The 13,289-nt window shown below is 34.1% G+C and carries 5 protein-coding genes; all 5 read right to left on the reverse strand.

What is annotated here, in order from left to right:
- Positions 1-134 precede the first annotated feature (134 nt).
- Genes C0V77_RS06965 through mads5 form a run of 5 tightly spaced genes read right to left on the reverse strand, consistent with a single transcriptional unit; the run spans position 135 to position 13,288 of the window.
- A complete protein-coding gene (locus C0V77_RS06965; protein WP_101725629.1) occupies positions 135-833 on the reverse strand; it encodes a PP2C family serine/threonine-protein phosphatase in 699 nt (232 codons plus the stop codon).
- Positions 830-6,163, reverse strand: coding sequence for a methylation-associated defense system ATP-binding protein MAD8 (mads8, locus tag C0V77_RS06970; RefSeq protein ID WP_101725630.1), 5,334 nt, complete (start codon positions 6,161-6,163; stop codon positions 830-832). The genes C0V77_RS06965 and mads8 overlap by 4 nt, the downstream gene beginning before the upstream one ends.
- An 8-nt stretch (positions 6,164-6,171) precedes the next feature.
- A complete protein-coding gene (gene mads7 / locus C0V77_RS06975) occupies positions 6,172-7,779 on the reverse strand; it encodes a methylation-associated defense system protein MAD7 (protein WP_101725631.1) in 1,608 nt (535 codons plus the stop codon).
- Positions 7,776-11,891 (reverse strand): methylation-associated defense system protein kinase MAD6, encoded by a 4,116-nt coding sequence (gene mads6 / locus C0V77_RS06980; RefSeq protein ID WP_101725632.1) that lies wholly within the window; start codon positions 11,889-11,891, stop codon positions 7,776-7,778. The genes mads7 and mads6 overlap by 4 nt, the downstream gene beginning before the upstream one ends.
- Positions 11,876-13,288: a methylation-associated defense system restriction endonuclease subunit S MAD5 gene (gene mads5 / locus C0V77_RS06985; protein WP_101725633.1), complete on the reverse strand. Its 1,413-nt coding sequence runs from the start codon at positions 13,286-13,288 to the stop codon at positions 11,876-11,878. Before mads5 ends, mads6 begins: the two co-directional genes overlap by 16 nt.
- Position 13,289: the final 1 nt, after the last annotated feature.

The following is a 13,289-nucleotide window of genomic DNA, read 5'->3' on the forward strand; positions in this document are numbered from 1 at the left end:
TATGTGCTTTAAATTGGTAATAAGCTGAAATTGGAAATTGAATTATATTTGGATTAGTTCTTCTTCCTTGACATTTAAATATTCCATTTAGCTAGACTAAAAAATACACGAGCTGTAATTCAGTTTTTGCAAATTTAGATTCTTAATAATATCCACGAGTAGTTATCTTGAGCTTCAATTTTACATCTCATATTTAATTCTTCAGAAAAATTCTCAATAGTAATAAAGCTGTTTATATAATACTGCATCCTGTTTAGATCTATTAGTTCATGAACCCCATCTGTACAGATTAATATAGTACTACCATCCTCAATTTTTAATAATTTAAATTCAGGTTCTACTTCTTTACTATTGCCTTTTATCGATCGAGTAACAATTTGCCTATATTTCGCTGCTTGTAAAATATTAGTGATAGATCCTTTTGCCAATAATTCATTCATTAAAGAGTGTGGTTCTGATTCAAAAGTGATTTTATTCTGATCAAATACATATATTTTGACATCCCCAACCCAAAACATTAATATGTTATTTTCTTTCAATAATGATCCTGCTAACGTAACGCCTAAATTCTCACCAGTTTGTTCTTTTATATTTCTAAAATCTCTATTAATAGAGTTTAGTATCTCTTGAATATTTTGTTTATCCATATTTTCATTAATTGATTCTTTGAATTTTTCCACTGCTATTCTGGCAGCTAACGCTCCTTTACTATACCCTCCCATGCCATCAACCACTAAAGCAAACGTTGTATGTTTATTCAGGTTTTTATGCCAAACTACATCCTGATTCTCTGCTCTTTTTCCGATACCACTAACTGAAATTATTTTTGTCATTTATTTCCTATTGCTTGAATTGTTGCTCCTCCGTGTAAAGTAACTCTTGGTCGTGTTTGTATTTTTAATGGCTTATTGGTAATAATTTTGTCTGTTGCTTTTGATGCCCACAAAAAACCTTCTCCAGCATTTAAAGAACTCATATGATGAGGCTCTAATTCTTTTAACTGAGTTATTGATTTTTGAATATGTTTAAGCCATTGTGGGCTATTGAATTTGTGTAGTAGTACAATTGAACTTAACTCAATTATTTCATTTGGTAAACTTGGCGGATCCTGACTCGCAATCATAATACTTACCCCTTTATGTCTCATTTCTCGAATCGCAGTAACGATTGTAGATGTTAAATCTTTATTATTCATATATTTATGAGCTTCATCAAATACAATGAATTTATTAAAGTGTTGACCTTCAAATTCTTTTACACCTGAGAAAATGTTAAGTATAATAACAAATAATCCCAGAGCTTCATCTTTTGTAATAAATTCATCTCTTAAATCTACAATAACCAATCTTTCAGGCTTCAATATTTCTTTTAAATAAAACTCGTCATCAATATAATCACTGGCAAAATTAATTCTTTGACGAGCTAATGCTTTTTGGTTGTTGGACAATAACTGACTATTTTCAATACTGGAATTAATGTTGCTAATTGAAAGATGACGCCTGTTTTCTTTCATAATTGCTTTCAATTGCTTTATGTAAGTAGAGTCATTCCCTATAGCTCCAAGTAAGAAAAGCCAATCCTGCACATTCAGCTCTTTTGAATTAAATGAAATGGGTCTGATTTCTATGGAAGGGTACTCTTTTCGCCGCTCCTCAACCTTATCCTGTGGTGTTAGTAAAATTATATTATCAATATTTTCAGGCTCAGCTCCATATATTTCTTTAAGACGTTTTAATTCGGTCGCTTTATTATTTGGATATTTCATTGAGGTAAACTCCGGCGCATAATCTGCACTTTCATTATAATGAAATATAACGCCAGCTAACGGTGAGGGTAAAACATTAATATTACTAAATTCTTTTATTACCATTTCTGAAATGACCCCTATAGTGTAACTTTTTCCCCCTCCTTGAGCTCCAAATAAACTGATTGTATTTGTATCATTTAAATCAACGGCTATGGTTTTGCCAAGTGCTGTTTTTCCCAAGATACCATACTGAGGGCTTGGATTATCCTTGCCAACCAAAATATCATAAGTAGGCAAGAGTTTTTCACCGTTGTTATTTTCCTTTACTTCTTTCTCATTATCGTGTATAGTATCCTTAGAGGTGAAAACTATAATAGGCGATTCTTCAGGCTTATAAGTCTTTTTAGGGGGTTCTTCTATTTGTGTTGGCGTTTTAAATAGAGTTTTTTTTATATCTGGAATATTAAATGTAACATTCAACTCATTATTTAGTTCTGAATTCTCTAAACGATAAGTATTCAAGTCTGAGTTTTCATCTAAAATATCTTCTATTAGCTTTCCTCCAAAAGTGAAAATTATAAAATCATTATTATAGTCCAGCTCTTTATTATGTTTAATAGGATTGTTAATATCAAAAATAAATCCTATTTTTTTAAAGTTGAGAGTAAAACCCACTGAAATATTTTGAAGAAACTCCTGATAACTTTGATAAGCTATTTCAGATAAAAAGTTAAAACGATAAGCTCTTTCTAAATAGAACTGTAAAAAAGATTTGAATTCTAAATTCTTAAGTTCTCTATCCAACCTATCTGATGAGATATGATGAGTAAAGTCGAAATTTTTCTTAAGTGCTTCAATTGTATTATCAATTTGAGAAAGCATTTTAAGTTTTAAATCATTACGTTCTTGAATTCCTAAAGAATTGCGACATTTAATTTCTAAAACATTAATATTGATTTCAAAGGTATCGGGATTGATAGACACTAAAAGATTGTCAGCGCGACTTTTACTTTCATTGATATCTCCTTCGAAAAAACTTTGGTGTAAATCAATTGGAATCAGAAAAGCATTCTTTAGAAATCCTTTCTTCTCCAACACCCTCTTTGTAAAAGCACTACCAATCACCTCAAACGCTTTATTTTTGCTCGAATTTAATTGGAGTATCAAAGAACTACTTACAGCTCTCAGGTCTTCCAACAATATTTTTATTTTAACGTCATCGTCGTAAGGAACTCCGAATTCGCTGAAATGAGGGCTCAACAAACCAACGATTTCGCTTGTAGGCCGAGTTGTAAGATAAGATGCTATACCTGAAGTCTCTTCGCCTGGAATATAATCTAACAAAAATGGAACTTCATCTTCTCTGGTCGGTTGGTCAAATATTTCAGGTCCTAAATTTTTATCAAAAGTAATTACCCAATCAGAAAAATCATGAAGATGGGAAATCAGGACTTTATCTTTTTCTGTTAATCTTAAAATCTTACTTGGGTAAGAATAAGTAAAATCTACGGCTAAAGCATTTGCTACAAAGCTTTGCCAATTTGAAAAAAGCTTAATACCTAATCTACCAGAGCCAAAATTGTTGATAACTAGTTCGTTAGGCTTAATATAGGTCTGCCACATATATTCTTTCCCTGAATTTAAGAATTTCATAGGATTCGTAAGAAGTCCATTAAGAGCAAAACTACCTTCAGTATTTGCAGACTTTATTAAGCCAACTTCTAACGGGAAGGGGCTGATTAAAAAACTAATATGTGCTGAATATAAATTTGGTGTTTTTAAATAATCAGAAATCTCATTTATCGAAAACCTGAGCTTTGGGAATAGTCTATTTCTTGATGATTGAGAGAATGCCTCTGCTTCTTCTGAAGTATTATATTCAGGATTCAGTAAATTTCTTAATCCTTCTCCCTGCTCAATGATTAAATCTCCCCCTCTGAAAATTCTAACCTCATAGCTAATACTTTTGAATGAACTATCTTTTTCAAGTTCTATAAATGCATTTGCAAAAATGCCTGCATCGCCAGCATTAAAAAGATTTATTACCAGTTTTTCAGTGTACGGATGCTGATATAAGTAGTTTCTTAAGTGTCTTACAACAAGTTTCTGACTTACCTCATTTTCTATTTGCGCATTTTTATCGATGTTAAGAAGTTTAGAAAAGAAATATTTTAGTTCCCGGATGTTGGATGTTGCATTTTCATCGTTTTCTTTTTGTTTTAAGGGCAGATATATGCCGTAACCAAAACTCAATTCGCCTGCGTACTGATAGGATTCTCCTTGATTAATAAGAAAAAGAGGATTATTTTCCGGAGTTAAATCACCATCAAAGAGGTTATCCAGATTTCTAAACCATTCTTTGGTGTGTGATTCATCTTCAACAGTTTTTTTCTCCCATTCTTTAAATAAATCATACAATTGGACTATCCATATTAAACGTAAAGGGTGTATTGGAGATAAGATGATGGCTTCACAAGGTTCATTATTTGGCAATATCGCTTGAGCCTGAACAATATCTAAAGATTGTAGTGCTTCAACCAGGTCTTTTAACTGAAAACCTTCTTCATATATTTGTTTTTTCTGCTCAATCAGCTGATGTATGCTGCTAATCCAATCATTCAGCGCAGATAAATAGGCTCTAATGTCATCAATATAATTAAAAATATCTGCCGACTCAAATATACCGTTACTGGTTGGCGTTGAGTTTTTTATCTTGCTGAAAAGAATTGCCCTCAATTGATGTATCTCTTCAGGAATACTATCATTCAATACGTTTTTACAGAAATTTACAGTTATGTCTAATGAAATCTCATTTGTAGGAAGTTCCACTTCTACTGTGCCAAATTCATAAGCATAGTTCAAAAACTCCTCTTGGATACGACGTAATTTTGTTGGAATTAATATCTGATAATTATGCTGGTTGTTATAGTGGATATAATATTTGGAGAGTATTTTATTCTTATCGTCTAACCAGCAGTTTGACCCTTGACTTGGTATCGGTATATTTAACTCTTCTCTTTTTTTTAATTGGCTGCTACGGTACTTGAAATAAGCCTGTAATACATTACTTACTTTATCTTTTCTTTGTAAGCTTTCGCCTTCTTCAATCTCAACATCATCAATAACCACAAAGAAATCTACTGATTCATTCGTTTTTTTGTATGAATAATCTCGTTTTTCGGCTTGGGAATTATTCTTTTTCTCATTTTCCCATAGTAATCGATGGTCTTCCGACTTAAAGTCATCATCATCATTTAGAATGATACCATTTTCATTTTCTGCAAAAACCCGCAGAAAATAAGTACCTTCCTCGAGTTTAGAGCCATCTAGTTCAAGGGTGATATCCTTATAATTTTTTGAGGTAATATTACTTTTAACCTTTCTTAACACTATAGGCTCATCGAACTCATTAGTTGATACAACGTGGACTAAATGTATCGAAAAATAGCTCAACTCAGGAATATCCTTCATTGGTGGGCTTGTTTTAAACCTCACTTTCACCTTTGCGACATTAGTGTACTGAATTCTTAATACATTACTTATACCCTCTTCAATCTTAAATTCCCGGCTATCAATCCTTTCTACATCTAATTTAACTTTACCAAATCCTAAATCGGGGAGTTCCCAGTTCGCAAAATTCAAATTCGTATATCTTTCATAAATGGCTTTACAAATTTGCTCAATTGACTTTGCACTTTTTTCATTTTTTATAAACTCATATATCTGAAACTGGTTCGTGTTTTTTTCAAGGGGTAATCTATTTATACGCTCGTTTTCGGGTATATTATAGCTTGTCAGTATTTCTAAACAACTAAGATTCAGGTTCAGGCGAGAGTTTGTAAAACTTCTTTTCTCAAAAAGCTTATTATCAGGAATGAGATTGAGTAAGTATATCGAATTACAAATATTTTCTTCAGTATACCCGCTGCTTTCTAGCTCAATAAGAAAATTAATAATCTGATTTTGCGAAAGGGTATCTTTTCTTGAATAATTTAATATAGTCTGAATATAGGCCTGGTATTGCTGTGGAATTTGTTTAACAAGATTTTCCTTTAAGGTTTGCTCTACTCTATCTAACGTAATCTCCCTGAATGTGGCATTCCCATAAGAATCTTCTGCTGCGGTTCTGCTATTAGCAGGTATAAGTATCAATAATGGTTTTTCTTGTTGATTTCTTAGTTCAATGAGTTTTGTGGCAGTTATTTTCTTGTCTGACACAATTGTAGTATCTATGATATATGAGTCAATATGAGGGTATAATGCTTTTACCCTGTCTAGTAAATGTTCAAGTTCACGGCTATTAAAACCAGTAATTTTCATGCAATGCCCACCAGATGCAGAGGTAAGTTCAGTGGCATGAGTTGTAAGTAGAATTTCTATAACCTTCTGAAAGTAAATTGATATAGGGTGTGTCATCAGAAATCTTAATTTTTAGGATAACGTGGTCTTATTTTTTGCAGAATATAAGCATCACTTAAGTCATTATAAAAGCCTATAAGCCTTAGTTTTTGTTTTAAAGCCTCAACATTTTCTTTGAATGCTAAATGAGTATTTACATCTGCATCTTTAAATCTATCCTCATTTAAACCATTGATTATTAGTCCATATTGATCTCTTAGTGCACCTATAAGCTCTTCAATGGATAAACTTCTACTTTGAAAGCCTGTTGGAGTAGCTTCTAATACCAGTATTTGTATGAGGGTTTCCAAAAGTCTTGAACCTAAGACAAATCTTCGCGGATGTTTACGGCTTCTACCTTGAGCCAAAAAACCCCTTTCTTTATTTTTCTGACAAATATTATCAAACAACTCTCTACTATATTTATACTGATAATTGCCCCGGTCAGACGAAACTAAAAGCTGAATATATTTATCAAAAAAGCTGGATTCATATTGTGTATTGTCTTCAATCGCTTTTTTGTAATCCTCAGCCATTTGTTTTTCTTCATCATTATGTTTTCTACCTCTTTCGTCCTTTGCCTGATGCACCTCCTGATACTTTATTTGGAAGAATTTTTCAAACCCATCTCCTTTAGTTTTGAGTACATTTAAGGCTTCGTCAATATAACTGGAGTTGTTTCTGTCTAGATTAAGATACGACAAAGCCGAATTTATCTGAAATGTAGCTTTAATGTAATCGTACATTGAATTTAAAAAATATTCAACATCACGCATAGCTAAACTGGCTATTCTACTATCAAAATTATCGGTTATATCTACCACAATACACCAATTATCTTCTACATTTAAGCTACTATTCTCTACTATTCTGGGTAATAAGTGTACTAACTTTTGGAAATAGAGTGCCAGATGAAATGAAATCAGTGTTTTAATATAATCAATAAGAACATTTCTTGGAATTGAATTTTGATAAACCAATAGCTTACGAATGTCATCACAAAATTTTTCAGCTTGTGCAGTAAGTAAAGGTTTGACCACATTCAAACCTGATTGGCTCTCTACAAAATCTTTTGTTACTTTTCGAATAATTTGTAAAAGACCTAAACTATCTACATCTAAATCGTTCGATTCTAATATTTCGTTTGTATCCTTATCAAACCCTGCGCGAAGAAAATTTATAAGGTCTTGCTTTACTTTAGGGTTTTGTCCCAGCATTAAGTATACCTGGTCGGCAGAGTTATAGTCCCGGGTCTGTTTAGCATTACGTACTCTATAGCTTTCAATATGTATTGGGCGTAATGAAGATACTTTTTCTTTATCCGGGTTACCCCTAAAAATCAGATTTACTAAATTATTCCGAATCCAGACCTCTACTGCTTCCGGATTTTGGCTTATACCTTCTATTGTTCCATCCTTTTCTAAACCTATTAAGTATTGTTTTATTTTCTCTATATTTATTTCAGTATCATTTCTATTATTACCAGAACGAACCAGTTTTGGGCGAGTACCATTGTTTTTCAGAAGCATATAGAGATTTACCATGGTACTATCAATATTGATAGACTTGGCATCTACAGCAAAAATTAACTCATTTCTGAAGATGCTTTCTTTAGATGTTAGTTTTAGATTCATAATTGGGCCATCATAGGTTCAATCACTAATTTGAGCTTTTGCTTTTTGCTGATTTTGAAGAATTTACGGTTGTCTTTGCTTACTACCAATTCATCAAATTGAAGGTTTTCCAGAAGATTTTTGAAAATTATTAATTCCATAAAACTACCCTTCAAATCATTTAATGATGGGCTATAGCCTTTCTGGATAAAATAAAGCATTTCAAACAAATCTAATGAAATAGTCAGTTGTATATGTTTTTCTGTTTTATGCCTGAAAATCATGCTATCTGGCATATACTCCAGATAGTGAACCAAATGATCTGTTGGTTTGATAAATAGCTCGAAATCATTCAAGCTAAACAAACGATAAGAATTACCCTGCGTATCTTTTATTTCTGAAGATGCTAGCACCAGATATGAGGAATCGATGGTATCATTATCACAGCCTTCATTGATTGAAATCGCCTTTGATATGTTTTGTTTTATTTGCTCAGTCTGCAATCCGTGTTGAAATATATTCACAAACTGAAATGCCGAATGATATGGAATTCTTTGCATATATGCAGGTACTTCTTGCCCATCAATTATTAATTTTTCAAGTTTGCCTTCAAAATATTGGTGTCTGATAAAGCTTTTTTGAATAGATTTTATCCGATGCAACTCCACTGCTTCTTGTTGCTCATAGGTAGGCCTCCAGTTTTTTACAGTGTTAAACTCCTCAATTAAGTTCTGTGAACGCTCTGCAAACTCTAAAAAATGCTGGGCTTTATGTGGAGCAAAGAACAATTCACGATCAAGGTTGGGAATTGATACTTCACCAATATCTGTTTCTCTCAGTAATTTAATCAGACGATCTTTTTCTCCTCCATCTGCGCTTGAAGGATTACTAATATTAAAATAATAATACTCCCAGATTTTTGGTAGCTCGTCTGCATACTTTTGTAGTAATTCTTCGATTGAATCACAATTAAAATTACGTGTGAGCATAAAGGCTATCAATGAGCGTAAATCGCGCATGGTGATATGTAATTCACGTTTCAGGCTGACTGTTTTTAACAAAAACTCCATACGTGAAATTACTACCTCGCCCGCTGCCGAATCATTGAATGAATCGACATTGTATTTAATAAAACACTTATTTGCCAATGCGCAGGCATCGCATTTATTCCAAAGTGTTTTTTGGGTCAGGCTTCTGATTTGCTCTCTGAATAAACTCGGTTCGGTCTCTGATGAAGCTACTACTGACCGAAGATTCAGATTAATAATCATTATACCTGTCGGCAGTATTGTGTGGCCCTCATTATAAAAGTATTCATCAATTAGTTTGTCCAAATGCTTGAAGTCTTTTGAGGTTTGCAGAAACTCTACTAACCGCCCTTCGTTGATGGCAACAATCCGGCCTTCATTGGCAGATTGATAGTTGGCGTTTTCGCGGAAGGGGCTAAAAAACTCATTTAAAACATCGTCATTAATACTGTTTTCCTGATCTTGTGAGCCGTCATAATTGGTTTCATACCGAACTCCATTAAGTATAAACGATGAGCCATTGCGATGAGTAAAACGTTGTAGATTACTTATTTTATCGTCTTCTTCAATTTTTTGTATAAATGCTGTTTTACCATCACCGGCGTTACCTGTAATAATTACTAACTTAAACTTACCATCAGTAATGGCTGGGATAAGTTTTTTATCAAGCTTAGTGGGCGTATAAGTTAGTTTATCATATAATCTATTATCCGTTTGAACTGTTGACGCCGATGCTCTTGTGCCTGCATTGCCAAATCTTGACTGACTGTATAGGGAGTTGACATAATCTACGACAGATAATGTACTTAATTCTAAGGTAGAAGAATCAATAGCTAATGGTACTATTTGCTGTTCAGCTAATATACCATCTTTGCCAATTTGCTGCAAGGCACTAAGCATCAATTGAGCATTGGCAAAGCGATTTTCTTTATAAAAACCAATTGATTTCAGTAAAAACTCGGAGAATGCTTTTGAAATTTTTGAATTTATACTTTGTGGGTCGTTAGGCGATGCCGTGGAGATAGGCATTTTATGTGGTAACCAAGGATACTGTTTACAAACTAACTCATATAGGGTAATACCTAAAGAAAATGTATCTGCTGATAAGTCCCAATCAACCTTTCTGGTGTCTAATAAGTCTGGAGCAATATATCTAATAGTCCCAACTATTTCATTATTTTTTTCCTCTGTAAGTGAAGCTACATTGAAATCAATCAGTACAAAGCGTTGATTCTCAATCCAGATGATGTTTTGGGGCTTAATATCCCGGTGCAAAACAGGATTTTCCTGCGCTTGCATATAAACCAAAGCCGTAAGAATTTCTTCAGCTAATTCATAAATCCGATATAGTGGTAAGCTGGCTTCGGTTCTTACATAATTGCTTATATTTTCGCCCTCAAGATATTCCATCAGGGTATAAAACTGGCCATTATCTCTCGTACCATTCCAAATAAATTTGACAATATTTGGGTGATTTAGTCCTTTTAGAGCCTCATACTCATCAATTACCGTTCTGGCATTTACGCTTTCATTAAAAACTTTCATAGCATAGTCTTTTCCCTGTAGACTATGCTTTACTTTGTAAACTTCTGAATAGCCCCCTCTGCCTAAGAGATTGTAGAATGTATAATCGCCTTCGCGGTCTCCCTCTTTGATTTTTGTTGAAGTTAAGGCAGGTGGTTTTTGTTGGGGTTCTTCTTTCTTTTCTTTATTTATCAATGCCTCTAAGGCTTCAATGCTTTGCAGACGTTTGGTAAAATCTACAATGATTGTTTTTTCGCATAATTCATCAAGCCATTTAGGTAAGGCTGCATTTTTGGCTGTTGGAAAGCGGTCAGCGGGTAGTGTACCCCCTAATTTGTTGAGCTCGAATGGGCTTACGATGGGTGTTTCGCCAACAAACAACCAGTAGATAAGCACAGCCAATGAGTAAATATCTGATGCCTCTGAGGCATCTTTACGGACCATTTCCAGTGGATGATAAGCGGTGGCATTCTCTTCTGTTATCGATGGATGAACCGTATAACCTTGCTCTTCGTGGTCAAGGAAATAGGCTTTGCCAAAATTGCCTAAATAGGCATAGCCACCACTCATATATATATTATGAGGGTTGATGTCCCTATGGAATACCTTTTCCTGATGGGCAGCTCTAAGTGCTGAGCAAAGATTCTGAATAATATTAAGCCGTTCAGCAAGTGTAAAGGTTTTGTTTTGAGCCAGTGCCGCCAATGATTGCTCTTCCATGAAATCAGAGATTTCGTAGAAAAGATGATTTTCATTGTCAATCTGGTATTCTACTTTTACAACAAAAGGATTACCCCTGAGCTTTTCTAAAGCACTCCGACCATTCGATATACGTAACTCCCATTTTTCTCTCTCGGGTAGACTCATGCCAGCTACCTGTAGATAATATTCTTTCACGATTCGCTTGATGGGCGAACCCACAAAACTTGATTTTACTAAGTACTCCGTACAGTATTTATCCTGACTGCGTACCTCCATAATTTCATAGCCCACCACTTCTCTTTTTTGGTCGGGAGTCTTGCGGCTTTGTTTGCCTATCAGATAATCTTTGATTTCTTCTTGTAAAGCTACTATTTCATCAGTCTGCTTGCCCACATAAGTAGGGTCTGTCAGGTATTGTTTCAGGCGACTATCAAGCCTGAAGGTTACTTTACTAGCTTCATGGCTTAATATGGGTTGGCTACTATTAGGATATGATAGCGTAACCAGGTTTTGTACCCACGCGCGACCCCAATGGCGATTGTGCTCTTTCAGTTTCGATGCTAAAATGGCTGTTTTTTGCCTGCCTACTTTGAGTGGGTTAGGCTTTTCTTTATCATTAATATACCAGTAATTATCGTCACCCTCTATACGTCCTCGCCAGTCTTTATTTTCGATATGATAAATAGCATGTGGCGCCACTACTACCAGGTCATATTCCCAATATTGGGTTTTCTGATTGTGCGGATTAGTAGAGGCAAGCTCAATATTAGGTATAAGGTAGTAATCATTCGGAAGGTGTACCTCCAAATAATTGAGCAAACGTTGCTCACCTTCATTAACAACCGACTCGAAATAAGGTGGTTTTATGACACTTGCCATGATGCTATTTCATTTTCAATTTGCTGAATGGCTTTGGTTTCTTTTTGTAAGGCATTTGTTAAATTCTGATAGGCTGTTTTTACCTTACTATCTATTAAATATTCTTCATTTGTTGAAAATCTTGGTATTGGATAGTCTTTAATAAGCTCAATGATAAAACCCAGTAGATTTGTGCCATACACTGTATTTCTTAAAATACGAAACCAAAGCCCAGAACTTAAAACACAGTAAAGATAGCCGCATCCAATTTTAGTTTCATTAGTGACAAATCTTAAAGCATGACCCGCAACCAGTTTTTCTTCAAGATACCCCCATACTAATTTTGCCCTTCCGAAAATTTCATTTTCACCCAGAGTACCCTGCGCAGGAATCAATATTGTTCCTTTTTTGACTATTTCTTTTTCAAGATTATTGATATTTTTAGTAGAAATTCTTCTGCCGTTAGGTTTTAAATCAAATATATCACCTTGTGATAATAATTCAACTGAATTTATGGAGTTAGATTCAATCCTTTTAAATCTGGCACCATAATGTGGTAAATACTCTAACACCTCTGAAAGTCTATCCCACTTGTTGCTTTTTAAAATTTCTATTATTCTGTTTTTTCGTGGGCTATAATTTCTGCCTCTTAATGTAAATGGGGAAAGAGCATTAAAGTTGAATGTAAAGGTATTACTGACGGTCTTTTCCTTCGTACTTGATAATTCTTTTAATTCTGAATCACTAATATTTAACAACTGTAAAAATAGCTTATCTGCCTCGTCCAACAACCTATTAGCCTCTACACGAAGTTGGGCGGCATCAACAATGAGTTGGTGTATTTCTTTTTGCTTTTCTTCTGGCAACAGAGGAATCGGAAGGTTTTTTAGAAAATCAGGTTCAATATGTTGAATTACTGCTCCAAATGTCCCTTGAGTCATTAAAGAATATCCATATTTAGACGTCAAGAAGGCATATAGATAACCAGAATAAAGCTTTGAATTTGGTACAATCCGTATTATATGCTCACTTGCAGCCTTTCCAACAAAATCATCATTGGTGTAAACTGTATTGCCAACTGTGCCAGACCTCGAAACTAAAATCCAATCTTTTTGTAAAAGAAAATCGTCTAAATTTTTGGTATATTTAAGAGAAATATATTTTAGTCCCGTAAGACTCGATTTAAGCATGTCGGAGCTTCCCATAAACGGAATTCCTTTTTCATAATTATCAACATAAATCCTTTTAGCACGGCCACCGTAAAAAATTCTGTTCGCTAATTTGCCTAGACTATCTATTTGATACGGGCATTTTGAAATATCAAGTTTAGCCAACCGCCCCTCACTCAAATGAAAAGAAGCATCTAAGCGGAGGTCACTTTCACTAAACCATTTGCTTTTTGTTTTTAAAACCTTCATC

The organism is Emticicia sp. TH156 (genome assembly GCF_002855535.1).
Taxonomy (GTDB): Bacteria; Bacteroidota; Bacteroidia; order Cytophagales; family Spirosomataceae; genus Emticicia; species Emticicia fluvialis.

What these genes read in the sequence shown, in the direction of transcription:
- C0V77_RS06965 (WP_101725629.1), bottom strand. Translation starts at nt 833, where the DNA reads ATGACAAAAATAATTTCAGTTAGTGGTATCGGAAAAAGAGCAGAGAAT.
- mads8 (WP_101725630.1), bottom strand. Translation starts at nt 6,163, where the DNA reads ATGACACACCCTATATCAATTTACTTTCAGAAGGTTATAGAAATTCTA.
- mads7 (WP_101725631.1), bottom strand. Translation starts at nt 7,779, where the DNA reads ATGAATCTAAAACTAACATCTAAAGAAAGCATCTTCAGAAATGAGTTA.
- mads6 (WP_101725632.1), bottom strand. Translation starts at nt 11,891, where the DNA reads ATGGCAAGTGTCATAAAACCACCTTATTTCGAGTCGGTTGTTAATGAA.
- mads5 (WP_101725633.1), bottom strand. Translation starts at nt 13,288, where the DNA reads ATGAAGGTTTTAAAAACAAAAAGCAAATGGTTTAGTGAAAGTGACCTC.